Annotated in this window: 31 protein-coding genes, 3 tRNA genes and 1 pseudogene; 14 read left to right on the top strand and 21 right to left on the bottom strand. The window is 69.2% G+C overall.

Annotation, left to right across the window (positions count from 1 at the left end):
• Window positions 1-62: 62 nt before the first annotated feature.
• A complete protein-coding gene (locus R6U01_RS08985) occupies window positions 63-605 on the top strand; it encodes a DedA family protein (protein WP_410286116.1) in 543 nt (180 codons plus the stop codon).
• Window positions 606-691: 86 nt separating this feature from the next.
• Here R6U01_RS08985 and R6U01_RS08980 read toward each other — a convergent pair whose 3' ends face one another.
• Entirely contained in the window at window positions 692-859 is a 168-nt protein-coding gene (locus tag R6U01_RS08980) for a hypothetical protein (protein ID WP_410286115.1), read from the bottom strand.
• Window positions 860-1,023: 164 nt separating this feature from the next.
• Between R6U01_RS08980 and R6U01_RS08975 the strand changes: the two genes are divergently transcribed.
• On the top strand, window positions 1,024-1,176 hold the full coding sequence (locus tag R6U01_RS08975) for a hypothetical protein (protein ID WP_267664681.1): 153 nt from the start codon (window positions 1,024-1,026) through the stop codon (window positions 1,174-1,176).
• Window positions 1,177-1,200: 24 nt separating this feature from the next.
• Here R6U01_RS08975 and R6U01_RS08970 read toward each other — a convergent pair whose 3' ends face one another.
• Window positions 1,201-2,322, bottom strand: a complete 1,122-nt coding sequence (locus R6U01_RS08970; protein WP_410286114.1) for a CobW family GTP-binding protein — start codon at window positions 2,320-2,322, stop codon at window positions 1,201-1,203.
• A 97-nt stretch (window positions 2,323-2,419) separates the two neighbouring features.
• On the opposite strand from R6U01_RS08970, the gene R6U01_RS08965 reads away from it, so the two are divergent.
• Window positions 2,420-2,881: a hypothetical protein gene (locus tag R6U01_RS08965; protein ID WP_410286113.1), complete on the top strand. Its 462-nt coding sequence runs from the start codon at window positions 2,420-2,422 to the stop codon at window positions 2,879-2,881.
• Between the two features lie 485 nt (window positions 2,882-3,366).
• Here the strand turns inward: R6U01_RS08965 and R6U01_RS08960 are convergent.
• From R6U01_RS08960 to mvk, 4 genes and pseudogenes are all read right to left on the bottom strand, one after another.
• Window positions 3,367-3,702 (bottom strand): annotated as a pseudogene (locus R6U01_RS08960) (hypothetical protein); the annotation flags it as partial.
• Window positions 3,703-3,857: 155 nt separating this feature from the next.
• Entirely contained in the window at window positions 3,858-4,907 is a 1,050-nt protein-coding gene (locus R6U01_RS08955) for an Mrp/NBP35 family ATP-binding protein (protein ID WP_410286112.1), read from the bottom strand.
• Window positions 4,908-4,952: 45 nt separating this feature from the next.
• On the bottom strand, window positions 4,953-5,747 hold the full coding sequence (locus R6U01_RS08950) for an isopentenyl phosphate kinase (RefSeq protein ID WP_410286111.1): 795 nt from the start codon (window positions 5,745-5,747) through the stop codon (window positions 4,953-4,955).
• Window positions 5,744-6,760, bottom strand: a complete 1,017-nt coding sequence (gene mvk / locus R6U01_RS08945) for a mevalonate kinase (RefSeq protein ID WP_410286110.1) — start codon at window positions 6,758-6,760, stop codon at window positions 5,744-5,746. Before mvk ends, R6U01_RS08950 begins: the two co-directional genes overlap by 4 nt.
• 145 nt (window positions 6,761-6,905) lie before the next feature.
• Here mvk and R6U01_RS08940 point away from each other — a divergent pair, with 145 nt between their 5' ends.
• A complete protein-coding gene (locus R6U01_RS08940) occupies window positions 6,906-7,457 on the top strand; it encodes a mechanosensitive ion channel domain-containing protein (RefSeq protein WP_410286109.1) in 552 nt (183 codons plus the stop codon).
• 198 nt (window positions 7,458-7,655) lie between these two features.
• A complete protein-coding gene (locus R6U01_RS08935) occupies window positions 7,656-7,970 on the top strand; it encodes a DUF4870 domain-containing protein (RefSeq protein ID WP_410286214.1) in 315 nt (104 codons plus the stop codon).
• 134 nt (window positions 7,971-8,104) lie between these two features.
• On the opposite strand, the gene rpsB is transcribed toward R6U01_RS08935, so the two are convergent.
• The 13 genes from rpsB to R6U01_RS08870 all read right to left on the bottom strand — a co-directional run bounded on the left by rpsB (window position 8,105) and on the right by R6U01_RS08870 (window position 14,357).
• On the bottom strand, window positions 8,105-8,929 hold the full coding sequence (rpsB, locus tag R6U01_RS08930; protein WP_410286108.1) for a 30S ribosomal protein S2: 825 nt from the start codon (window positions 8,927-8,929) through the stop codon (window positions 8,105-8,107).
• 16 nt (window positions 8,930-8,945) lie between these two features.
• Entirely contained in the window at window positions 8,946-10,148 is a 1,203-nt protein-coding gene (gene eno, locus R6U01_RS08925) for a phosphopyruvate hydratase (RefSeq protein WP_410286107.1), read from the bottom strand.
• Window positions 10,148-10,327 carry a DNA-directed RNA polymerase subunit K gene (locus R6U01_RS08920; protein ID WP_410286106.1) on the bottom strand — a complete coding sequence of 60 codons (180 nt, stop codon included), beginning with the start codon at window positions 10,325-10,327 and terminating at the stop codon, window positions 10,148-10,150. The genes eno and R6U01_RS08920 overlap by 1 nt, the downstream gene beginning before the upstream one ends.
• A gap of 2 nt (window positions 10,328-10,329) precedes the next feature.
• On the bottom strand, window positions 10,330-10,524 hold the full coding sequence (locus tag R6U01_RS08915) for a DNA-directed RNA polymerase subunit N (RefSeq protein ID WP_410286105.1): 195 nt from the start codon (window positions 10,522-10,524) through the stop codon (window positions 10,330-10,332).
• A gap of 12 nt (window positions 10,525-10,536) precedes the next feature.
• The gene (locus tag R6U01_RS08910; protein ID WP_410286104.1) at window positions 10,537-10,935 is read right to left on the bottom strand and encodes a 30S ribosomal protein S9; all 399 of its coding nucleotides are present in this window, start codon (window positions 10,933-10,935) and stop codon (window positions 10,537-10,539) included.
• Window positions 10,929-11,378 (bottom strand): 50S ribosomal protein L13, encoded by a 450-nt coding sequence (locus R6U01_RS08905; RefSeq protein ID WP_410286103.1) that lies wholly within the window; start codon window positions 11,376-11,378, stop codon window positions 10,929-10,931. The genes R6U01_RS08910 and R6U01_RS08905 overlap by 7 nt, the downstream gene beginning before the upstream one ends.
• Window positions 11,375-11,728 (bottom strand): 50S ribosomal protein L18e, encoded by a 354-nt coding sequence (locus R6U01_RS08900; protein ID WP_410286102.1) that lies wholly within the window; start codon window positions 11,726-11,728, stop codon window positions 11,375-11,377. Before R6U01_RS08900 ends, R6U01_RS08905 begins: the two co-directional genes overlap by 4 nt.
• A gap of 39 nt (window positions 11,729-11,767) precedes the next feature.
• Window positions 11,768-11,852: transfer RNA gene (locus tag R6U01_RS08895), tRNA-Leu, on the bottom strand.
• A 167-nt stretch (window positions 11,853-12,019) separates the two neighbouring features.
• Window positions 12,020-12,772 carry a DNA-directed RNA polymerase subunit D gene (locus R6U01_RS08890; RefSeq protein ID WP_410286101.1) on the bottom strand — a complete coding sequence of 251 codons (753 nt, stop codon included), beginning with the start codon at window positions 12,770-12,772 and terminating at the stop codon, window positions 12,020-12,022.
• A gap of 1 nt (window position 12,773) precedes the next feature.
• Window positions 12,774-13,163 carry a 30S ribosomal protein S11 gene (locus tag R6U01_RS08885; protein ID WP_004046448.1) on the bottom strand — a complete coding sequence of 130 codons (390 nt, stop codon included), beginning with the start codon at window positions 13,161-13,163 and terminating at the stop codon, window positions 12,774-12,776.
• Window positions 13,163-13,696, bottom strand: a complete 534-nt coding sequence (locus R6U01_RS08880; protein ID WP_410286100.1) for a 30S ribosomal protein S4 — start codon at window positions 13,694-13,696, stop codon at window positions 13,163-13,165. Before R6U01_RS08880 ends, R6U01_RS08885 begins: the two co-directional genes overlap by 1 nt.
• Window positions 13,693-14,214: a 30S ribosomal protein S13 gene (locus R6U01_RS08875; protein WP_410286099.1), complete on the bottom strand. Its 522-nt coding sequence runs from the start codon at window positions 14,212-14,214 to the stop codon at window positions 13,693-13,695. Before R6U01_RS08875 ends, R6U01_RS08880 begins: the two co-directional genes overlap by 4 nt.
• 57 nt (window positions 14,215-14,271) lie before the next feature.
• Window positions 14,272-14,357: transfer RNA gene (locus tag R6U01_RS08870), tRNA-Ser, on the bottom strand.
• A gap of 220 nt (window positions 14,358-14,577) precedes the next feature.
• On the opposite strand from R6U01_RS08870, the gene R6U01_RS08865 reads away from it, so the two are divergent.
• From R6U01_RS08865 to R6U01_RS08840, 6 genes are all read left to right on the top strand, one after another.
• Entirely contained in the window at window positions 14,578-15,618 is a 1,041-nt protein-coding gene (locus R6U01_RS08865) for a zinc-binding dehydrogenase (RefSeq protein ID WP_410286098.1), read from the top strand.
• Window positions 15,608-15,940 carry a hypothetical protein gene (locus R6U01_RS08860; RefSeq protein ID WP_410286097.1) on the top strand — a complete coding sequence of 111 codons (333 nt, stop codon included), beginning with the start codon at window positions 15,608-15,610 and terminating at the stop codon, window positions 15,938-15,940. The genes R6U01_RS08865 and R6U01_RS08860 overlap by 11 nt, the downstream gene beginning before the upstream one ends.
• A gap of 93 nt (window positions 15,941-16,033) precedes the next feature.
• On the top strand, window positions 16,034-16,612 hold the full coding sequence (gene cmk, locus R6U01_RS08855; RefSeq protein WP_410286096.1) for a (d)CMP kinase: 579 nt from the start codon (window positions 16,034-16,036) through the stop codon (window positions 16,610-16,612).
• 25 nt (window positions 16,613-16,637) lie between these two features.
• Window positions 16,638-17,615 carry an RNA-guided pseudouridylation complex pseudouridine synthase subunit Cbf5 gene (locus R6U01_RS08850; protein ID WP_410286095.1) on the top strand — a complete coding sequence of 326 codons (978 nt, stop codon included), beginning with the start codon at window positions 16,638-16,640 and terminating at the stop codon, window positions 17,613-17,615.
• A 22-nt stretch (window positions 17,616-17,637) separates the two neighbouring features.
• Complete coding sequence (locus R6U01_RS08845) at window positions 17,638-18,930, top strand: succinylglutamate desuccinylase/aspartoacylase family protein (RefSeq protein WP_410286094.1); 1,293 nt, start codon at window positions 17,638-17,640, stop codon at window positions 18,928-18,930.
• Between the two features lie 46 nt (window positions 18,931-18,976).
• Window positions 18,977-19,047: transfer RNA gene (locus tag R6U01_RS08840), tRNA-Pro, on the top strand.
• A gap of 50 nt (window positions 19,048-19,097) precedes the next feature.
• On the opposite strand, the gene R6U01_RS08835 is transcribed toward R6U01_RS08840, so the two are convergent.
• Window positions 19,098-19,733, bottom strand: coding sequence for a DsbA family protein (locus R6U01_RS08835; protein ID WP_410286093.1), 636 nt, complete (start codon window positions 19,731-19,733; stop codon window positions 19,098-19,100).
• 108 nt (window positions 19,734-19,841) lie between these two features.
• Window positions 19,842-20,678, bottom strand: coding sequence for an alpha/beta fold hydrolase (locus R6U01_RS08830; protein ID WP_410286092.1), 837 nt, complete (start codon window positions 20,676-20,678; stop codon window positions 19,842-19,844).
• Between the two features lie 264 nt (window positions 20,679-20,942).
• On the opposite strand from R6U01_RS08830, the gene R6U01_RS08825 reads away from it, so the two are divergent.
• From R6U01_RS08825 to R6U01_RS08815, 3 genes are read left to right on the top strand one after another with little or no spacing between them, the layout of a single operon-like run.
• Window positions 20,943-21,173 carry an AbrB/MazE/SpoVT family DNA-binding domain-containing protein gene (locus tag R6U01_RS08825; protein ID WP_410286091.1) on the top strand — a complete coding sequence of 77 codons (231 nt, stop codon included), beginning with the start codon at window positions 20,943-20,945 and terminating at the stop codon, window positions 21,171-21,173.
• Window positions 21,174-21,548, top strand: coding sequence for a hypothetical protein (locus tag R6U01_RS08820; protein ID WP_410286090.1), 375 nt, complete (start codon window positions 21,174-21,176; stop codon window positions 21,546-21,548).
• Between the two features lie 42 nt (window positions 21,549-21,590).
• On the top strand, window positions 21,591-23,096 hold the full coding sequence (locus R6U01_RS08815; protein WP_410286089.1) for a replication factor C large subunit: 1,506 nt from the start codon (window positions 21,591-21,593) through the stop codon (window positions 23,094-23,096).
• The last annotated feature ends 11 nt before the right edge of the window (window positions 23,097-23,107 follow it).

The raw sequence follows: 23,107 nt of genomic DNA, 5'->3' as shown, positions 1-23,107 counted from the left end.
CGCGTGCGAGCTCCTCACCTCGCGCGGAGTATTCAAGTATCACCGAAAACAACGGAAGCGAGATGATCACGTCCGTCCTTCCCACCTCATGGACGGAGCTCGTCGTTTCGGCCGGCGTGCCGCTTTTCGTCATGTTGTTCTACTTCGACGGGATGATGCTCGGGAAATTCACTCCACCCGGGGCGCTCTTTTTCGGATACGTCGTTGTCGTCGACCCGCCACTGCTGGTGCTTTCAACGGTGGTTGGGCTGTGCGTCGCCGCTTCAACGCTTGGCCAGTGGACGCTGTACCGGGGGTTCAACGAGGACCGGCCGGAGCTCATCGGAATCCGTCGGCGGATGCCGTATCTAAACCGTCTTCCGTTCTTCATCCGGCGGAAGGTGGGCAAACGGTGGATGCGGTTCGTCACCCGCGCGTTCGATCGGTTTGGCGGTCTCGCTCTCTGTCTGACCAACGCCGTTCCAGGTATGGGGGGACTGATGAGTATCCCGGCCGGTCTGAGTAAGTACCCACTGGCCCGTTTTCTCGTGTTCGCCACCGTCGGAAACGTCTTCTACATGCTTCTCTTGGTCGCTGCCGCGAAGGGACTCGTCGACTTGTTTTGAAATAAAAATCAGTGTACGACCGGAAACGTCGAGTGAGACGACTCGAACGCCGACGCGCGTCTGGAGGTCTCACCTCTCGACGGTCGTCACGCCCGGAGCCACGCCTTCGGGTGTTCCGCCCGGAGGTGCGACTGGTACTGCGAGACGAGCTCCGGATAGCCGTCGGCGACGCAGTGCCAGCCGCAGTGCTCACAGAGCCGTTCGACCGCTTCGTCGTCGCTCTGGACGTGTCCGCCCCGCCTGTATGTAACCATAGTGAACTCTCTCGGCGGCCGAGCCGAGCCAATGGGTATCGTACGATACGAAAGCGCTTCACTCTGTCGGCGGCGCGAACGCGCCGTCACGCCGACGCTCGCGAATCCGGACATCCCTTCCGACCGCCGAAATCGGTATGTCGGTTCCGCGCGTTTTGGCCCGTATGTGCAAGTACTGCAACTGGGCCTTCCACGACGGGTGGGGCGAACTGCTGAAGTACGACGACGTCTACCAGTCGGCGGTCGGCGCGGAGACCGAGTCGACTCACGGGTTCCACGAGGAGTGGGACGACCTACAGGCCGAACTGGGGATCTGACGCTGACCGATCGGCCGAGCCGAGTCAGAGCGGGAACGCCTCCGCGCTCTCGATCGCGTCGGGGTCCGTCGTCGCGAGGTCGTCGAGTTCCCGCCGGATCCGCGCTTCGTCCATCTCGCTGCCGATGAACACGAGCCGCGTGCGGCGGTCGTCGTCGGGGCTCCACTCGCCGATCGGTCCCGCCTGCACCGACGGGCCGGCCTGGCTCACGCCGATCACCTCGTCGGTGCCCGCGACGTTCGCGACGCCCTTCGCTCGGACGACGGCGCCGTCCCAGTCGTCGAGCCAGTCCGCGAACGGCTCCGGATCGAGCGCGTCGGCGGAGCGGTAGACGAACGAGTCGACCCCGTGGGCCGCGGCGGCGCCCTCGTCGTGGTCGTGGGCGTGGCCGGCCGCCTCCTCGTCGTGGCCCTCTCCCTCGCTCTCGGCGATCGCCCGCTTCCAGCCCGGGGACCGCTTGGCCGTCTCGAAGTCGAACCGACCGGTGTCGAGCACGTCGTCCGAGTCCACCTCGGAGTAGCTCGTGCGGATCCGCTTCGCCCGCGGTCCGAGCCGGTCCGCGACCGACTCGATCTCGTCGAGCACGTCGTCGGGGACCATGTCCGTCTTGTTCAACACGAGCACGTCGCAGAACTCTATCCCCTCGACGAGCACGTCCGCGAGGGGACGGTCCGCGGCCGGCTCCCCGTCGCCCGGAAGGCTCTCGCCGGCGTCGAACTCCTTCCAGAACCCGTAGGTGTCGAGGACGGTCACCATCGTGTCGAGCCGGAAGCGCTCGGTCGGGTCGACCTCGGAGTCCTCGGTCCCCTCCGTGAACGCCCGCGCGATCGGGATCGGCTCTGAGATGCCCGACGACTCCACGAGGAGGTAGTCGAACTCGCGGGACTCCGCGAGCGCGGCGGCCTCGCTCAGCAGGTCGTCCTGCAGCCGACAGCAGATGCACCCGTTCGAGAGGTCGACGATCCCCTCCTCGTCGTTCTCGCGCGCGACGAGCTCGGCGTCGACGTTCACCTCGCCCATGTCGTTTAAGATGACGGCGATCCGGCGGTCGCCGGGGTTCGCGAGCAGGTGGTTCACCATAGTCGTCTTCCCGGCACCGAGGTACCCGCTGAGGACCGTCACGGGGATCCGGTCGTCGTTGCTCATGTGTGCCACCGTGAGACGTGCTATCAGTATGAAACGATCGATCGACGGAGTTCCCGCTGGCACAAAGTTTACGCCGGCCGCCGGGCGGTGCTCCACCATGCGCCGCAGAGCCCTCCTCTCGACCGCGGCCGCGACCCTCCCCCTCGCCGGGTGTCCGACCCCGCCGTGGGGGGAGATCCCCGAGACCGCCGCCGGCGCCGAGGTGACGCTCCGCCGCGAGCACGCCGGCGCGTTCGAGTCCGACGAGCCGAGTCCGCACGACGACGCCGTCCTGCTCCGCGCGCTCGACGCCGACCCGGCCCGGCTCACCGTCAGGGGCCGGCTGCTCGGCGGCTCGCGCGACTGCTACCGCGTCGACCTGATCGAGGCCGACCTGACGCCCGACCGCCTGCTGCTCCGGCTGACCACCGAGGACGACCCCAACTGGGACGAGGAGGTGTGTTCGGACATCGCCCAGGCCCATCCCTACGAGGTCGCGGTCACGTTCACGGAGGCGCCCGTTCCGGAGCGCGTCGAAGTCCGTCACGGCGACGAGACGGTGCTCGACGAGCGGGTGTGACTGACCGAGGCCGAAATCAGAGTGGTAGTTTATAAATAAACTGCGGTGGCGTCGCCGGCGCTGTGCGCCGGCTGCAAGCGAGAGCTTCGCTCTCGCCCTGCGCCCCGGTGAGCGGCCGAACGGGCCGCGAACCGCCGGTGTCGTCGGATCCGTCGCTTCCGGCGGCTGTCGCCGCCAGCGGCGAGGCTGGGGAGGCGTGAGGTTCGGCCGCTGTGCGGGGCGGGACTCAAAGGGGCAGCCGCGAGGGCGGCGTAGGCGACGTAAGCACTGGAGGGAGCGAGCAACGCGAGCGACCGAAGCGCGCAGCGAGCGTACGCCGCCCTCGCGGCTGGGGCTTTGGAGGACTTCACCGACGATCTTCCAGCGAACAGGTATAAACGATCGACTGGAACTTCGGAGGACTTCACCGCAGCACCCGTCGCTCCCGTGTATGGACGATCGACTGAGCTCTCTCAGCCGGCAACATCATCGCCACCAACCCCGTCTTATCGCTCGATCCCGCCCTGCTCTTTGATCCGCATGATGTGTCGGACGTTCAGGTAGATCTCCTCCGGCGAGGTCTGCTCGTCGGGGTCGTACAGGTCCGACACGCGGTAGAGGATCGCCGAGAGCTGTTGGCTCTCGGAGCTGTCCCCGCGCACGTCGGCGGCGATCTCGCGGAGGAACGCGCGGACCTCGCCGTCGTCGGGGAACTCCCCGGCGGCCGCGTCCGCGGCCGACTCCGAGACGACAGGGTCGACGCCGGCCGCGTCGAGGGGGTCGGCGGGGTCGTCTTCGCCCCCGTCGCGCTCTGCATCCTCTTCGTCGCGCTCTGCATCCTCTTCGTCGCGCTCTGCATCCTCTTCGTCGCGCTCTGCATCCTCTTCGTCGCGCTCGGCCTCCTCTTCGTCGCGCTCGGCCTCCTCTTCGTCGCGCTCGGCCTCCTCTTCGTCGCGCTCGGCCTCCTCACCGCCCCCGTCGGCTCCGTCCTCCCCGCTCATCGACCCTGGCTCACCCCGCGACGGCGCACCACGCCGGCGTTGTTCGCGACGTTCTCCACGATCACCCGGAACGCGTCGGCGGTCTCGCCCTCGCCCAGCACCACCGGGTCGCCCTCGTCGCCGCCGGTCCGGACCGCGGGGTCGAGCGGGACGCCGCCCAGGAAGGGGAGCTCGTGCTCCCGCGCGAGCGCCTTCCCGCCGCCGGAGCCGAATATCTCGTGGAACCCGCCGCAGTCCGGACACCGGAAGCCGGCCATGTTCTCGGCGATCCCGAGGACGTTCGTGTCGTGTTTGCCGAACATCCGGAGGCCCTTCACCGCGTCGTCGAGCGCGACCTCCTGCGGCGTGGTGACGATCACGGCGCCCGTGAGCGGGAGCGTCTGGAGGATCGTGAGCTGCGTGTCGCCGGTGCCCGGCGGCAGGTCCATTACGAGGTAGTCGAGCTCGCCCCACTCCACGTCCTCGACGAGCTGAGTGATGATCTTGTGGACCATCGGCCCGCGCCAGATGACGGGGTCGTCCTCGCCGGTGAGGAAGTCCATGCTCATCAGCGTCACGCCGAAGCGCTCGGGCGGGACGATCGTCTCGCCGTCCGTCTGGGGTCGCTCCTCGGCCGAGACCATCCGCGGGACGTTCGGCCCGTACACGTCGGCGTCGAAGAGCCCGACGCGAGCGCCCAGCTCCGAGAGCCCGGCCGCGATGTTGACGGCCATCGTCGACTTGCCGACGCCCCCCTTCCCGGAGGCGACCGCGATCACGTTCTTCACGCCCGGTAGCACCCGCTCGTCCGCGTCCAGCTCGTCCGGGATCGACGCCGACAGGTCCACGTCGAACCCGGTGTCCGCGAGCGCGTCCCGCACGTCCTCGGCGATCGCGGACTCGTGCGGCGAGAAGGGCGCGCCGAGCGCGAGCGACACCCGGACCGTCCCGCCGTCCCCGTCCGCCTCGACGGCGACGTCGTTCACGAGACCGAGCGAAACGATGTCGTCCCCGAGGTCGGGGTCCTGCACGTCCGCGAGCCGCTCTCGCACGTCCGCTTCGTTCATGCCCGGAGGGAGGGCGGTGGGGCGAATAAGGGTTCTGTCACCCGGTCAGTCGACCCGCGTGCCCGCGTCTTCGCCGCGCAGGAACGGTCCCAACCCGTCGGCGCCGAACACGTACGCCGGCGCGTCGAGCGCCAGGAGCTCCCGCACCTTCGCCGCCATCCCGCCGGAGACGTCCGTCGCGTCGCTCGCGCCGAGCGCGTCGGCCACCGCGTCGAACGAGTCGACGGCGGGGATCACCTCCCCGCCCGCGTCGAGGACGCCGGGGACGATCGAGCAGACGCCGACCCGCCGCGCGCCGAGGCCGGCGGCGAGCTCGACGACCAGCTCGTCGCCGGAGACGACGGTGACGCCCGCGCCCGCGGTCGCGACGCCGTCGCCGTGGAGCACCGGGACGAACCCCTCGCCCAGCAGCGTCGACGTCGACGAGAGCGGGAGGTCGAGGTCGCCGCCGGCCCCGTCGGGTCGGGCCGCGAGCGACAGCGGGTGGACTGGCACCGCGGACACGTCGCGGTCGCGGAGCCGGTCGAGGACGGCCCGGTTCAGCGTCGTCATCGCGCCGTGGACGTCCGCCACGGCCGCCGGATCGCGGGTCCCCGCGCTCGTCGACACGCCGTGCTCGCTGGCGTGGTGGTGACCGAAGCTCCCGCCGCCGTGAACGACGACGAGCCGGTCGACCGTCCCGTCGGCGAGGGCGTCCGCGATCGCGTCGCAGGCGGCCGCGAGCCTCTCGTCGTCGAGCGTCTCGGGTCGGTCCTTCTCGGTGATCAGACTCCCGCCGAGCTTGAGGACGACGGGGGGTGCGGCGCCGTCGGAGCCGGAGTCGAGTCCGTCGTTCGTCACGACTCCACCACCCGGACGCCCTCGGTCGCCAACTCGGCGCGGAACGCGTCCTCGCAGCCCTGCGTGAACGAGAGCGCGGTCTCGGAGGCGTCGCTCGCGTCGAGCGCGACGATGCACCCCCCGCCGCCCGCGCCCGTGAGCTTCGCGCCGTGTGCGCCCGCGTCCCGGGCGGCCCACACCATCGCGTCGAGCGACCGCGCCGAGACGCCGAGCGCGGCGAGGAGGCCGTGGTTGAAGTCCATCAGCTCGCCGAGCTCCGCGAGCAGCTCCGGCGACGGCTCCTCCTCCGGGACGGCGTCGGCCAGCAGCGCCTCGCCGGTCCGGACGACGTCGCCGATCGACTCGACCGTGTCGGCGGCGAACCCGTACTCCTCGCGGAGCTGGCCGACGCCGGCCACGAGCTCGCCGGTGTCGCCCGCGCCACCGTCGAAGCCGACGACGAACGGTAGGTTCGGCGCCTCGATCGGCTCGCAGTCGTCGCCCTCGACGCGGACCGCACCGCCTATCGCCGAGCAGAAGGTGTCGGCGCGGGAGGCCTGCCCGTCCTGCACCTCGTACTCGGCGCGGTACGCGCGATCGGCCAGCTCGCGTCGGTCCAGCGGCTCGCCCAGCGCCCGCGTCGCGGCGTCGATCCCCGCGACCACGACGGCCGCCGAGGAGCCGAGCCCCGCGCCCAGCGGGATGTCGCTCTCGACGGTGATTTCGAAGCCGGCGTCCGGCGCGTCGGCCGCCGCTCGCGCCTGCCGCACCGCGGCGTCGACGTAGCCCATCGCGGCCTCGACCAGCGGCGTCGGCACGTCGACGTCGGGGCGGTCGTCGGTGCCGCCGGAGTACTCCACGGTGAACCCGTTCAACGAGAGGTCCTCGGCCTCAACGCGGACGTGGTCGTCCGCCCGCGGCTCGGCGGTCACCGTTGCGCGTCGCTCGATCGCGGCCGGCACGGCCGGCTCGCCGTACACGACGGCGTGTTCGCCGAAGAGGTACACCTTCCCCGGCGCTTCACAGACGGTCATACGAACTCCCTCTCTCCGGGGGCTTACAGGCGTTGCGCTTGCCGGGTCGCGCGGCGGGCCGGTCGCCTTCGTCGGGGCGCGGCCCGTCGACGACGGCCCGGCCGATCCCCCCATCTTTTCAGCGCCGCCCGCCGTCGCGTGTGCCATGACTCAGCTACCGTCGCTCCTCGCGGGGTCGATCACGGACTTCGTCGAGAGTATCGCGGTCGCGATCCCTCGGCTGCTCTCCGGAGCGGTCTTTCTCGCGCTGGCGTACGTGACGGTCCGCCTCGTCCTCTCGGTGGTCCGGGCCTCGATCCATCGGGTGTACGTCGGCGACAGAGAGCTCGTGGGCGACCTCATCGTCACGCTCGTGGCGATCTTCCTGTGGTTCGGCGTCGCGCTGACCTTCCTGAAGATCGTCGGCATGGGCGACATCGCGGCGAGTCTCGGCACCGCCGTCGGCTTCATCGCGCTGGGCGTCTCGTACGCGCTCTCGGAGATGATCGAGGACACGGTGGCCGGCGTCTACCTCCTCCGGGACCCCGATTTCAACGTGGGGTACCGCGTCGAAGCGAAGGGCGTGACCGGTACCGTCGCCGCCATCGAGCTCCGGAAGACCCGCATCGACACGGACGGGGGCGACCGCGTCGTGCTCGCGAACCGGGAGATCGAAGGGAAGTGGACGTACGACGAGTCCGGCGACGCGGCCGGGTGAACGGTCCGTGAGACGCGTCCCCTCGGTCACCAAACACTTATCTGGTCGGGATGAAAGCGAACGAACATGTCCGACGACACCGACACCGACGAGGACCGCGGAGGGGGAGACGCGACCCCCGCGGAGACGACGGCGGAGGAAGCAGCGACCGCCTCAGAGACGACGGCCGAAGAGGAGACGGACCCCGCAGCAGAGCGGGTGGAGGGGGACACGACTCTCGCGGCGTTAGCACACGCCTCCGCGCTCGTCGCGTCCTTCTTCGGACCCCTCCTCTTCCTCATACTCGCGGACGACGACGACGAACTCGTCAAACGGAACGCCAAGAACGCGCTGAACTTCCAGATCGTCGTGTTCGTGGCGCTGGTGATATCCGGGCTGTTGACCGTCGTGCTCATCGGGCTCCTGCTGATCCCACTCATCGCCGTGATAGACCTCGTGCTGGTCCTGATAGCGACCGTGAAGGCCAACGACGGAGAGGTGTACCAGTACCCGTACACGCCCGACATCATCTGATCGGACGGCGCCCGGTGGTCGGATCCGGCGAACGGGTCCCGTCGACGGCGCTCGCTCTCGAGACGCGCGGTCGGTCCCGCTCGGGATCGGGTCTCTCGATTCGAGCGGCGAAAAGTCGAACTCGATGTCGACGGTTACAGTTCGTCCTCGAAGTCGTCGAGGGGGAAGACGGTGTCGGCACCGCGGCGGTCGAGCGTCTCGTTGGCGAGCAGCCAGTAGACGACCGACAGCGCGCGTCGACCCTTGTTGTTCGTCGGGATGACGAGGTCGACGTTCGACAGCTGGTTGTTGGAGTCGCACATCGCGATGACCGGGATACCGACCGTGATGGCCTCCTTGACGGCCTGCGCGTCGCCGATCGGGTCGGTCACCACGACGACATCCGGCTCGATGTAGCCGGCGTAGTCGGGGTTCGTCAGCGTCCCGGGGATGAACCGTCCCGTGCGGGCGCGGGCGCCGATGGCGTCCGCGAACTTCTCGGCCGGGAACCGGCCGTACTGCCGCGAGGACGTGACGAGGATCTGCTCGGGGTCGTAGTTGGAGAGGAAGTCAGCCGCGGTGCGGATCCGCTGGTCCGTCGTGCTCACGTCGAGCACGTACAGGCCGTCGTCGCGGACGCGGTGGATGAACCGCTCCATGTCCTTCGTCTTCTGCTGGGTCCCGATGTGGACCCCGGCGGAGAGGTAGTCCTCGACGGGGATCAGCAGGTCGACGTCGTCGTCGGGCATGACGTCGTCGTCGAACGGGGAGGCCTCCTCCTCGTCCGCGCCGTCGTCGCCCTCGGCGTCTCCGGTCTCGGCGTCGGCGGGTGCTTCGGGTTCGGCGTCGGCGGACGCCCCCTCGGCAGCCGCGTCGGCGGTCGGTTCCTCGGTCGTGTCGGCCTCCTCCTCGACCGTCGCGTCGACCGCCTCGGTCTCCGCGTCGTCGTCGAGTTCGACCGCGTCGTTGTCTTCGCTCATGTGTGGTGTGGACCCGTCATACCGCGTCGTCCGCGATGCGGATCAGTTCGTTCAGCTTGGCGGTGCGCTCGCCGCCGACCGTCCCGGTCTTGATGAACCCGGCGTCGGTCGCCACGGCGAGGTGTGCGATGGTCGTGTCTTCCGTCTCGCCCGATCGGTGGGAGATGATCGTCTCGTAGCCGTTACGGGCGGCGAGTTCGACCGCGTCGAACGCGTCCGACAGCGTCCCGATCTGGTTCGGCTTGATCAGGATGCTGTTGGCCGCGCCCTTCTCGATGCCCTCCTGGAGCCGCTCGACGTTGGTGACGAACAGGTCGTCGCCGCAGATGAGGGTCCGGTCGCCGACCCGGCCGGTCAGCTCCGCGAACGCCTCGTAGTCGTTCTCGTCGAGGGGGTCCTCGACGTACGCGAGGTCGTACTCGTCGACGAGGTCGGCGACGTACTCGATCTGCTCGTCGGTCGATTTCGTCTCGTCGCCGTACACGTACGCGTCATCGTCGTCGTCGTACAACTCGGCGGCCGCCATGTCGAGCCCGAAGCGGATCTCGAAGCCCACTTCGTCTTCGACGAGGTCGACCGCCTCCTCGACGACCTCGAACGCCTCGGCGTCCGAGATGGGGGGCGCCCACGCGCCCTCGTCGCCCTTCGCCGCGGGCACGCCGCGCTCGTCGAGCACGTCCGCGACCGCCGCGTGGACCGCGGCGTTCGCGAAGACGGCCTCCGAGACGCTGGGCGCGCCCACCGGCGCCGCGAGGAACTCCTGGATGTGGGTCGCCTCCTTGGCGTGCTCCCCGCCGCCGACGACGTTGCCGAGCGGGATCGGGAAGTTGTCGCCGCGGAACGCGCCCCCGAGGTGCTGGTACAGCGGGGCACCGAGCACGTCGGCGGCGGCCTTCGCGGCCGCCATCGAGATCGCGACCGCGCTGTTTGCGCCGATCGCCGAGAAGTCGTCCGTGCCGTCGGCCGCCCGAAGGGCGTTGTCGACGGCGCGCTGGTCGCCCGCGTACAGGCCTTCGAGCCGCGGCACGGCGTGCTCGCGGGCCTTCGCGATGGACTCGCTGGCGGGCAGCTCGATCGCCTCGTACTCGCCGGTGGACGCCCCGCTGGGTGCCGCTCCGCGGCCGAAGCCGCCTGACTCGGTGAGGACGTCGGCCTCGACGGTCGAGTTTCCGCGGGAGTCGAGCACGCGCCGCAACGAAACGCTGGTGATTCGTGTCATCAGTTGGATTCCCTCCGGACCGTGAACGGAAGCACGCCCGCGTCGTACTCCTCCGCGGCGACGAGGATGGGCTCCGTCTGGTCCGTCTCGATCAGCACGGGCGCCCCGTAGGACACCTGCAGCGCTCGCGCGCCGAGTATCCGTGCCTTCTCGTATCGATTGTATCGCTGTCCTGACATTATTACTGGTACGGTGAGACGACGTCGACGAGGTCGCGGTGGCTGACCATCATCCGGCGACAGCAGTGCCGGTGGACGCCGAGGTCGTCGAGCACTTCGCCCGGGTCCTCGTCGCCCTCGCGGGCGCGCTCCCTGAACTCTTCCCAGTGTTCACCGATGACGTTGCCGCACGTGAAACACCGGACGGGGATCATCATGACTGGATCACCTTAGCGGTAGGACTTCTGGTAGCGGGCACGCGCGCCGGGTCCGCCCCACTTCTTGGGTTCGGACTGGCGAACGTCGTTGACCAGCAGCGTGCGGTCGAAGTTCATGTACGCGTCGCGCAGCTCGGCGTCGCCGAGGTGCTGGACGAGACCGCGCGCGATGGCGGTCCGCGTCGCGTCGGCCTGGCCGCTGAAGCCGCCGCCCTCGACGTTGATGTCGATGTCGACGCCGTCGCGGAGCTCCTCGCCCGCGATGCGGAACGGCTCCAGCATCTTGAGACGCGCCTGCTCCGGTTCGACCAGCTCGACTGGCTGGGAGTTGATGCGAACGCGACCGGCGCCGTCGCGCACGGTGGCGCGGGCGACGGCCGTCTTCTTTTTGCCTGAGGTGTTAGTTACCATGTGACGTTGGCTCCCAGAGACTCGGAGATCTCCCCGAGCGTCGTGAACTTGATGTTCGAGAGGCGGTCGAGCGAGGTGCCGTCGAGGACGACGCTCTCGACGTCGTCGTCGCGCTCGTAGGGGTTCCCCACGTAGACGCGGACGTTCGAGAACGCCTCGCGGCCGTCCTCCGTCTTGTACGGCAGCATGCCGCGGATGGCACGCTTGAAGATCCGGTCGGGGCGCTTGGGGTAGTACGGCCCGCTGTCGGAGCCGAGCTCCGCGCGGGTGTGGTACGTCTCCAGCGTCGCCTCCTCGTTGCCGGTGATGACCGCGCGCTCGGCGTTGACGACGGCGACCGTCTCGCCGTCGAGGACGCGCTGGGCGACCTTCGACGAGACGCGACCGAGGATGCAGTCGCGGGCGTCGACGACGACGTCCGCGTCGATCTTCGCGAGACTCATCGAATCACCCGGACGTCGCTGCCTTCGGGGTTCTGTTCGACGAACTGTTCTAGCGACACCGCTTCGCCGGCCTGGTCGATCTTCGTTCGGGCGGTCCCCGAGAAGTCGACGGCGGCGACGGTGACGTTCTTTTCGAGCACACCGCTGCCCAGCACCTTGCCGGGGACGACGACCGTCTCGTCTTCCTGAGCGTACCGTTCGATGCGGCCCAGGTTGACCTCAGCGTGCGTGCGCCGTGGCTTCTCCAGTCGGTCGGCGACGTCCTGCCATACGCTGGCACCGGAGTCACGCGAGACCGACTTCAGATCGGCGATGAGGTTCTGTAGTTTCGGATTCGTCTTGCTACTCATAGCTGTCCCTCCTGTGGTGGAGAGTTAGTGAAAACGGAGTGCAGGGAGCAGGATTTGAACCTGCGGACCTCTACAGGACAGCGCCCTGAACGCTGCGCCGTTGGCCTGACTTGGCTATCCCTGCGTGCACTCCTGGGTAATCCGGCTCCCTTCAAACCACTTTCGGTCCCGCCGTCGGAACGACCCGACTCGGGCTCGGAGCGACCCGACGCGGCGTCGGGTCGGAACGCGGCGCCGCGGCTCCGTGCAGGGGCGAGCGCCGGCCGCGTGATTTGAAGGTCCGTCATTACGTTAGACCGCGACTTTCGTCTGTAGTTCGTCCGCGCGCTCCTCGATGGACTCTATCGCGCGGAGCAGCAGTTCCTCGACGCTGAACGACCCGTCCGTCTCGATGTGGAAGACGAACGCGCCGGGGACGTCCTCGACGCTGACCTCCTTCCCGGGGAACCGCTCCGAGAGGTCGTTGTCGAACGCGTCGGTGAGCTCGATGTCCCCGTCGGGCGTCTCGATGACGCCGCGGAGGATCCGGGGCTCGTCGTCGTCGAACTCGCCGAGGTCGCCCTCGACGGTGACGCGCTGGAGGTGACGGTAGCCGACGGAGACGCCGCCCTGGTGTTTGGCGTGCTCCTTGCCGGCGTTCAGCACCGCGTCCGCCTCGAACTCCAGCCGCTGTCCCTCCTTCAGCTCGATGATCGGCACGTTCTCGTCGGCGACTCCGACGAGCGGGTCGGCGCTCTCGATGTCGCCGGAGTACGCCGTCGCCGGTCCCTCGACGTCAAGCGCGAGGGTGACCTCGTCGCCGACCTCGAAGTCGTCGAGCGGCGTCGTCAGGGGGATGAGCCCCAGCCGGAGGCCGATCATCTCGTCGAACATGACGGAGGAGTTCTCGACGAACCGGACGGTGTCGATCGAGAACGTCGGGACGTCGGCGATCATCGCGCGGCGGATGCCGTTCGCGAACGCCGGCGTGAGCCCGCGGATCAGCACCCGCGCGCTTCGTTCGTCCCGTTCGACGTACTGGACGTCGAAGTCGTCTTCCGTCATGTCAGACTCGCTTGTTCTTGGGCGCCTTCGTCCCGTCGTGCGGGATGGGCGTGACGTCCTCGATCCGGCCGATCTCGACGCCCGCGCGCGAGAGCGCGCGGATCGTCGCCTGCGCACCGGGACCGGTGGACTTGTTGAGGTTGCCGCCCGGGCCGCGCACGCGAACGTGCACGCCCTCTAAGCCGGCGTCCTTGACGCGCTCGGCGACGACCTCCGCCATCTGCATGGCGGCGTACGGCGACGCCTCGTCGCGGTTCTGCTTCACCACGGTGCCGCCGGACGACTTGGCGATCGTCTCGGCGCCCGTCTCGTCGGTGACCGTGATGAGCGTGTTGTTAAACGACGCGTACACGTGGGCGATGCCCCACTTTCCGTCCTCGGATTCACTCATTAGTTGCTCTCCTGTGACTCCGCGCGCTCGGGGTGGAGATCGTCCGCGAGCGGGCTCGTCTCGTCGAAGGCGATGGCGCCCTCGTCGTCCACGTCGACCTTCACCGAGGGGCGCGTGACGCGGGCCCCGTTGACGGTGATGTGGCCGTGGACGATGAACTGGCGGGCCTGCTGGGTCGAAGACGCGAACCCCTGCCGGTAGGCGACCGTCTGGAGACGGCGCTCGAGCAGGTCGGTCACGTCCAGCGAGAGGACCGCGGAGATGTCGTCGTTGTCGCCGAGGATGCCGATGCGACGGAGCCGTGCGACGAACTCCGCGCCGGCCTCCTGGGCGGCGTCGACGTCACCCTGGGCCTCGCCGAGCAGCCGACGCGCCTCGCGTCGCATGCTGCGCAGCTCGGACTGGGCGCGCCAGAACTCCTCTTTGTTCTTCAGGCCGTAGCGCGAGAGGAGGTCGGACTCCTCGGCGATGCGCTCGCCCTGGTACGGGTGGTTCGGCGTCTCGTAGCCCTTGGTGTTCTTGCCGGTGCTCATTCCTCGTCACCCGCTGCTTCTTCTTCCGCCATCTCCTCGCGGATCTCCTCGACGTTGACGCCGATGGTGCCCTCGGACCGTCCCGTGGACTTCGTGCGCTGGCCGCGAACCTTCTGGCCGCGCTTGTGGCGAACGCCCTTGTACGATTCGATGACCTTCATCCGGTTGATGTCGTGACGGCGCTTCTCGCTGACGTCGGTGCCGACGAGGTGCGTCGTCTCTCCGGAGTAGAAGTCGTTCTGTCTGTTCGTCATCCACGACGGGACGTGGTCTTCGAGGTTCTCGGCGATGTCGACCACCGCGTCGATGTCATCCTCGTCGAGGAGACCGAACGTGGCGTTGCGGTCCACGTCGGCCTTCTCGGCGACCAGCCGCGCCGTGCGCGTGCCGATGCCGTCGAGTTCGGACAGGCTTCGCTCGACCGTCTTCGTCCCGTCGAGGTCAGCGCCCCCGATCCGGACGAAGTATTGGAGGTCTTCCTCCTCCGGCGAGTCGTCCTGTGTTTCTTCCGTGCTCATGTGTTGGTTGTGGTGAGCCCTACCGGCGCGAATCCGGCGGTGCTCGGTCCGTTCGAGCGTTGCGGCGGGGATTCGAACCCCGGAGGCAGTGACGCCACAGAGTTAGCAACCCTGCGCCTTGGGCCAGGCTTGGCTACCGCAACTCGCGTCGTATCGTCGCCCTCGCGGACTCGGGACCCGGTGCCCCTGCAGTTCGTGCATCCGTACGGTCCCGCTTTCGCTACTTAAACATCACGGAAGGCGGGGCCGAGTGCGTCCCGTTCGCACGGGTGTGAGGTGTTCACGTGGAGAACGCCGCGTCTCGCGGAATCGGGGGGTTCCGTTTGGCGTACTGTTTAGTGGGTGCCCCGGGTGGTCCGACACATGAAGGCAGTCCAGTTCGACTCCCACGGCGACCGCGACGTGATCGAGTACGGCGAGTTCCCCGACCCGGATCCCGGACGCGACGAGGTCGTCGTCGACGTCAAGGCGGGCGCGCTGAACCACCTCGACATCTGGACGCGTCGCGGGATGCCCGGCATCGACCTGGAGATGCCCCACATCCCTGGCAGCGACGCGGCCGGCGTCGTCGAGTCCGTCGGTGAGGGCGTGACGCGGTTCGAGCCCGGCGACCGCGTCGCCGTGAGCGCCGGCGTCTCCTGCGGCGAGTGCGAGTTCTGCCGCCACGGCGAGGAGTCGCTGTGCCCCTCGTTCCACATCATCGGCGAACACGTGCGCGGGGTCCACGCCGAGTTCGCCGCCGTCCCGGCCGAGAACCTCGTCCCCGTTCCCTCGGACGTCGACTGGGAGGTCGCCGGCTCCGCCTCGCTCGTCTTCCAGACCGCGTGGCGGATGCTCCAGACCCGCGCCGACATCGAGGCGGGCGAGAAGGTCCTGGTGCTCGGCGCCTCCGGCGGCGTGGGCCACGCGGCGGTCCAGATCGCCGACCACGCGGGCTGTGAGGTGTTCGCGACCGCCTCCACCGAGGAGAAGCTCTCGCACGCCGAGGCGTGCGGGGCCGACCACGTCATCAACTACGAGACGGACGACTTCGCCGAGGAGATCGCCGAACTCACCGGGAAACGCGGCGTCGACGTCGTCGTCGACCACGTCGGCGCGGCGACGTACCCGAACTCGCTGAAGTCGATGGCGAAGGGCGGGCGGCTCGTCACCTGCGGCGCGACCACCGGCCCGAACCCCGACGCGGGGCTCAACCGCATCTTCTGGAACCAGCTGTCCGTCATCGGGTCGACGATGGCGACGCCCGGCGAGGTCGACGACGTCCTCGAACTCGTCTGGGACGGCACCTTCGAGCCGCACGTCCGCGACACCCTCCCGATGAGCGAGGCCGCGCGCGCCCACGAGATGATCGAGAACCGTGAGGGCTTTGGCAAAGTAGTCGTAAGACCGGACAGTGAGCTCTGAGACCGACGCGGACGGGAGCCCGGACGGCGGCTACGTCCACGTCCCGGAGGGCGAAACCCCGGCCGGCGAGACCCCGGCGGGCGAAACCCCAGCCGGCGAGGAGCCGGTGGCAGACGGCTTCGGCCGGAAGGGGTGGGCGCTGACGGCCGTGCTGTTCACCTGCGTCCTCGTCATCCCCGGGATCATCTATCTCTATCCGTACGCGGCGGGCTGGTTCGGACTGCCGTTCTTCGCGACGTACCTCGCCCTGCCGCTCGTCCCCGCCGTCCTCCTCGGCCTCGTCGCCGTCTGGTCGATGACCGCGGCGACGCGGGACCGGTAGCGGGAGGCGTCGCCGCCGCGGGACGACGCCGAGAGGTCGGTACCGCGAGCGGCGAACGACAACCGTTTTGAACGACACCTGCGCAGTAGCGATATGTTAATCACCGTCTCCGGCCCGCCCGGCAGCGGGAAGAGCACGAACGCCGCGGGGCTGGCCGACCGGCTCGGCGTGGACCACGTCTCCGGCGGCGACATCTTCCGCGAGATGGCGGCCGAACGCGGCATGACGCCGGTCGAGTTCAACGAGTTCGCCGAGCAGGACCCCCAGTTCGACCGCAAGCTCGACCGACGCCTCCGCGACATCGCCACGACCCGCAACGATCTGGTCCTGGAGTCGCGGCTCGCCGGGTGGCTCGCGGCCGACCACGCCGATTTCCGGTTCTGGTTCGACGCCCCGCTCTCGGTCCGCGCCGAGCGGATCGCCGAGCGCGAGGGGAAGCCCGTCGACCGCGCGAGAACCGAGACGAAGCGACGCGAGGACTCCGAGCGCAAGCGGTACGGCGAGTTCTACGGCATCGACATCGACGACCTGTCGATCTACGACGCCGCGTACAACACCGCCCGCTGGAGCCCCGAGCCCTTCCTCGACATACTCGTGGCGACCATCGAGGCGTACGACCCCGCGACCGACGAGGGGAAGGCGCCGATCGAGGGCGTGAGCTACGACTTCTGAGTCGGCGACAACACGGTACACTCCAATGACAGACACAGCCGACGACGCTCCCGCGGCCGGCGACGACCCGCTCCGGGCCCCGCCCGGCGAGCGCTCGATCCCGGAGCTGCTCCGGTTCGGCGTCGTCAACGTCGACAAGCCCGCCGGCCCCTCCTCCCACCAGCTCTCCGCGTGGGTGCGCGACGCGGTCAACGACGCGCTCGCGGCGCTCGACCCGGATGGGGAGCCGATCGACGGCGTCGCCCACGCCGGCACCCTCGACCCGAAGGTCACCGGCTGTCTGCCGACGCTCACCGGCGACGCGACGCGGGCGGCTCAAGTCTTTTTAGAGGGAAGCAAGGAGTACGTCGCCGTCCTCGAACTCCACGGGTCGCCGCCGAGCGACTTCCGCGAGGTGGTCGCCGAGTTCGAGGCGGAGATCTACCAGAAGCCCCCGCGGAAGAGCGCCGTGACCCGCCGGCTCCGGACCCGGACGATCCACGAGCTCGACGTGCTGGAGGTCGCCGACCGGCGGGCGCTTCTCCGGATCCGGTGTGAGTCGGGGACCTACGTTCGGAAGCTGTGTCACGACATCGGCCTCGCGACCGGGGTGGGCGCCCACATGGGACACCTCCGCCGGACCGCCACCGACCCGTTCGACGACGGCGACCTCCACGCGTTACAGGACCTCGTCGACGGCCTCGCGTGGGCGCGAGCGGGCGACGAGGCGCTCCTCCGCGAGGTCGTCCGGCCCGCCGAGGACGCGCTGGTCCACCTCCCGTCGGTGACGGTCGCGCCCTCGGCCGCGCGCAACGTCGCCACCGGCGCGCCGGTGTACGCGCCCGGAGTCATCGGCGTTGCGGAAGCGACCGACGCGACCGCGCGATCGTCGGAAGCGGCCGACGACCTGCCGCTCGTCGCGTGCCACACGCCCGACGGCGTCGCGGTCTGTCTCGGCCGGCTCGTCGGGGACCCCGACGCCGAGTCGGGCGTCGTCGTCTCGCTGGAGCGCGTCCTTTTATAATCGCGCCCGCGCGGGTCCGAGTATGGACGAACGCGAGGCGGCCGACCCAGACGCGGACGATCCGGACGCGGGCGACTCAGACGCGGGCGATCCGGACGCGGGCGATACACACGACAGCGACGAGAAACGGGTGTCCCTCGGCACGGCGAGCGCGGAACCGGGCGAGGTCGCCCGCGGCTGGCTCGACGTCGCGGAGCTGCCGACCGGCACCGCCGAGCGGCTCCCGGTCGTCGTCGCGAACGGGCCGGAAGACGGACCCACGCTGTGGCTGACGGGCGGCGTCCACGGAGACGAAGCGACCGGTGTCGCCGTCGTCCAAGACGCGGTGACGGCGCTGGCGGTAGAGGCCCTCGCAGCGCTCGCCGGGACGGTCGTCGCGGTTCCCGTCGTCTCGCCGGCGGGCCTGCGGAGGAACGCCCGCGAGACGTACTACGCCGACGAGGACCCGAATCGGCACTTCCCGGACGCCGACGCGGAGTCCGCGCGGCCGCCGAAGCTCCAGGAGCGGATCGACGCCCGGCTGTACGCCGCGATGACCGGCGAGACGGTCGAGGACGCAGGGGGGCGCGACGGTCCCGACCGCGAGCCGGTCGACCCGCCAGTCGCCGAGCCCGCCGGAACGGGCGTCGTCGCCGACGCGCTGATCGACTGTCACACCGCGGGCGTCGGCAGCGAGCCCTTCGCGATCCGCGACCGCGTGCTGTTCGGAGAGCGGCGGAGCGAGAACGACGCGGTGGCGCTCTCCGACGAGTTGGGCCGCCTCGTCGACGCCTTCGGCTTCCCGACGGTGCGCGAGTACCCGGCCGCGGAGTACGTCGAGGAGGACCTCCAGCGCTCGACCGCGGGCGCCGTGCTCAACGAGGCCGGCGTCCCGGCGTTCACCGCGGAGCTGGGCGCGCACAGCGTCGTCGACGACGGACTGGTCGAGGCGGGCGTCGCCGGAATCGCCGCGGTCGCGGTCGAACTCGGCCTCCTCGCGGGCGAAGACGTTCCGGGGTCGGTCGGCGAGCCCGGCGACTATCTCAACCCCACGCCGGTCGACTTTCCGGTCCGTCGCTTCCGCGGACCGACGACCGACGTCTCGGGCCTGATCCGTCACCGCGTCGCCGCCGGCGACGCGTTCGAGGAGGGCGACGTCCTCGCCGACGTGGTCGCCGCGACCGGCGAGGAGCGAGGGGCGATCAGCGCGGACCGCGACGGCTACGTCCTCGGACGCACCGAGGGACTGGCGGTCTACGAGGGCGACCCGACCGGGAGCCTCGCGGTGCGCGACGACGGCGACCTCGTGGTCCCGCGCGAGAGCGACGAGGAGTGAAGCGAAGTCCTTAATTACTGCACTCTCATTTTTCCGCGTGCAGACGGGGACCGTGGGGTAGTGGTATCCTATGCGGATGGGGTCCGTATGACCTGAGTTCGACTCTCAGCGGTCCCACTTCGAGCTTTTAGGTCGCGAGCGACGCCGACGTCTCGGCCGCCCCCGAGTCAGACGCCGTCTACGAGCCGTTCCAACTGCTCCGGCGGCACCGCTCCCAAGGCCGTCCGCCCCTCGTACCTGAACATCGGAACGCCGGAGACCGCCGCGTCTCGCGCCGCGGAGAAGTCGCTCCGGAGCCGGTCGCTGAGCGTCTCGTCGTCGACCGCCCGCCGGATCTCGTCGCCGTCCAGCCCGACGCTCTCTGCGATCTCCGCCAGCACGTCGACGTCGCCGACGTCTCGGCCCTCGACCCACAGGGCCTCGAAGGCCGCCTCGTCGAAGTCGAGCCACCGACCGGGGTGCTCCTCGGTCACGTACAGCGAGGCGACCTGCGCATCGAACGAGTCCACGCGGTCCGGGAGGTCGTCGAGGTCGAGCATCTCTTCGGCGCCGTACTCCTCGCGCAGGCGGTCCACGTTCCGGCGGACCCGGTCGAAGTACGCCTCGTCTTTCCCGTCGTCGATCGAGTGGACGATCTCGCCGTCCGGACCGCGCTTGTGCCCTCGGAGGTCGTACGGGTGCCAGTCGACGTCGAGCTCGCGCTCCCGCGTCTCCTGGTACGCCGCCAGCGACCGGCGGCCGAGGTAACAGAACGGGCAGACGTAATCCGAGTAGACCGTGATCGCGTCCTCGTCTGGAGCCATGTCCCTCGAGTACGCCCCCCGGTCGCATAAGCGACCGAGTGAGCCGGGCGTAACCGCGGGCGGTTGGCGGCCGTCCGAATCTCCGGTATCGGACGGCCGACCGGGCCTCTACAACAGGAAGTCGGTCAGGTACTCGGTGAACGCTGCCGGCCGGTCCTCCGGGACCCAGTGGTTGGCTTCCAGACCCACGAGCTCGCAGGAGTCGATGTCGGACTCGAGCCGCTCGGCCCACTCGACCGGCTGGAACTCGTCTTCCGTCCCCCACAGCAGGAGCGTGTCGGCGGTCACGTCCCGCGGGTCGATCTCCGTCGTGTGGCTCGTGTTGGTCGCGCTCGCGTTCCTGACGAGAGAGGTGACGCCCTCCTCGCTGGCCCACGCCGCCGTCATTCCCTCGAGGAAGGCCTCGTCGTGGTCGTCGCCGCGGAGCGTGTCTCGGAACAGCCCGTCGAGCATCCCTCGCAGCTCCTCGACGCTCGTCTCCCGAGCCGTCTCCGGGAGACCGAGGTCGGTGATCGTCCCGATCGGCCACGAGTCGTAGGCGACGGAGTTCGACAGCACCAGGCGGTCGACGGCCTCGGGGGTCCGCGCCGCGTAGCGCAGCCCGACGCCGCCGCCGAGGTCGTGGCCGACGAAGTCGATCGAATCGAACCCGAGCTCGTCGACCAGTCCGCGGACCGCGATCTCCTGCGCGCGGATCGACCGGTCGAACCCGTCGCGCATCGCCGAGCCGCCGTAGCCGATCATGTCCGGCGCGACCGCGCGCCGCTCTGCCGCGACCGCCTCGAACTGCTCGCGGAAGAGGTACGAGTTCGTGGGGATCCCGTGGAGGAACACCACCGGATCGCCCCTCCCCTCGTCCCGGTACGCCATCTCGATCTCGTGGTCGTCGACCGCGACGGTCGTCCGTTCCTGTGCGTCCGTCCATTCGTCGTACGTCGTCGTCATTGGTGTTGCACCTCCGTGGACGTTCGACGAACGGAGCTAAAGGCGTGGTGCGCGGTGGTCGCGAGACGCACAACCGGGCGGACGACGTCCCGGAGAAGCGGTGACGACCGTCGACCGGACGGAGTAGGCAGTCAAATCGCGTGCATCTCGTGTGTACTGGCGACACGGCCTGTCTCGATAGACGAGACACGAGTCGAGACGATGTAATGGGTAGACCTGTGATTCTGGGGAACTGTTTTCATTAGACCCACCGTACGATACAGCATGTCCGACGCGACGCTCGACGACCGGGGGCGTCTGACACTCCCGAAAGAGATTCGAGAGCGGCACGGAGACCGTTATCACATCGTCGAACTTCACGACGGAATCAAGCTGATTCCGGTCGCAGACGACCCCCTCGACGCGCTTCGAGACGAGTTCGCCGACGTCGAAAAAACGGCCGGTGACCTCAGGGAACGAGCGCGCGAAGCGGCGGTAGACGAGGCCGGGCGCTGAGTGTACGCCGAGACTGACTTCCTGCTCGCGCTCATCAAGCATGAAGACTGGTTAGGCGAGACGGCCGAGACGGTGTATCGAAACAACCGAGACGAACTGTGGACATCGCAGTTCGCCCTCATCGAACTCCTACTGGTCGCCTACCGCGAGGAACGCGACACCGAGCGGGTGGTCACGAACGCCGCGAAACTCCTCGACGTACGCGGCGACGTGGATACCGTTGTTGCGGCGGCGACGTACGTCGAAGACCACGGGTTCACACCCTTCCACGCGCTCCAGCTCGTCGAATCCGACGGCGACACCTTCGTCTCCAGTGACGGCGCGTACGAGGGGTTCGCTCCACGACTCGACCTGAAAGGGGTGAGCGAGGAGTAACGCTCCGCAACCACTAAACGCACCTCGTCCCACCTTCCAGTAATGAGCGACTGGACGGAGAAGTACCGCCCGAGCACCCTCTCGGAGGTCCGCGGCAACGACAAGGCGCGCGACGCGTTCGCGGCGTGGGCGCGTTCGTGGGACGACCACCGCGAGGCCGTCGTCCTCCACGGGAGCCCGGGCGTCGGGAAGACGAGCGCGGCCCACGCCCTCGCGAACGACATGGGCTGGGAGACGGTCGAACTGAACGCCTCCGACCAGCGCACCGCCGACGTCATCGAGCGCTTCGCGGGCCGGGCCGCCCGCAACGCCACCCTCGGCGGGAGCGCTGCCGGCGGCGGCGCGGCCGGCGGCGACACGGCCTCTCGCCAGCTCGTCATCCTCGACGAGGCCGACAACATCCACGGCAACTACGACCGCGGCGGCGCGAGCGCGATCACGAAGCTGGTCAAGGAGTCGGGCCAGCCGATCGTCCTCATCGCCAACGACTACTACGACATGTCCCGCGGGCTCCGCAAGGCGACCCAGGAGATAGAGTTCCGCGACGTCTCCGCTCGGTCCATCGTCCCCGTCCTGCGGGACGTCTGCCGGAAAGAGGGGATCGAGTTCGAGTCCGACGCCCTCCAGCGGATCGGTGAGCGCAACCGCGGCGACCTCCGCGGCGCGATCAACGACCTCCAGGCGGCCACCGAGGGCCGGGACGCGATCACGGTGGAGGACGTGGTCACCGGCGACCGCGACAAGGCGCTCGGGCTGTTCCCGTTCCTCGACGCGGTGTTAAAAGAGGAGTCGGCGCAGGAGGCGCTGCAGTCGGCGTACGCCGTCGACGAGACGCCGGACGACCTCACGATGTGGATCGAGAACAACGTCCTCGACGTGTACGATCCGCGCGAGGCGGTCCGCGCGTACGACTTCCTCGCGAACGCCGACGTGTGGCTGGGTCGCGTGCGCGCCACGCAGAACTACACCTACTGGCGCTACGCGACCGACAACGCGGCCGCGGGCGTCGCCGCCGCCCGCGACGGGGAGAAGGGCGGGTGGACGCGATACAGCCGCCCGCAGTTCTGGAGCTCCTCGAACGCCACCGCCGACGAGGTCGTCGGAAAGATCGCGGCCGCCAGCGGCTGCAGCGTCGCGACCGCCCGACGCGATGTGCTCCCGTTCCTCGAGACGGTCACCCACCACTGCAAGCCCCGCGAGCTGACGGTCGCGATGGCGGCCGCCTACGACCTCGACGAAGCGGGCGTCGCCTTCGTCACCGGCTCCGGCGAGTCGACCAACAAGGTCGCGTCGATCGTCGGGGACGCTCAGGCGCTCCGCGAGGAGCGCATGGAGGAGCACGCCGAGGGCGCCTTCGCCGGCGGCGCGCGGGTCGCGGAGGCCGCAGGCGCGGAGACCGCGGACGAAGACGTCGCTGAGGCGCCAGCCGCCGGAAGCGACGGATCCGACGACACCGGCGGAAGCGAGGGCTCCGAGAGCGCCGGCGATGTGGCGGGCGACGACGGGAGCGAAGACGACGGGCAGGCCGGACTGAACGACTTCTTCTGAACGCGTCGCCT

Origin of the sequence: Halorubrum sp. (assembly GCF_046498025.1) — an archaeon.
Classification (GTDB): Archaea; Halobacteriota; Halobacteria; order Halobacteriales; family Haloferacaceae; genus Halorubrum.
The sequence above is the reverse complement of the archived record's forward strand: the minus strand, read 5'-3'. Positions and strand labels throughout refer to the sequence as shown.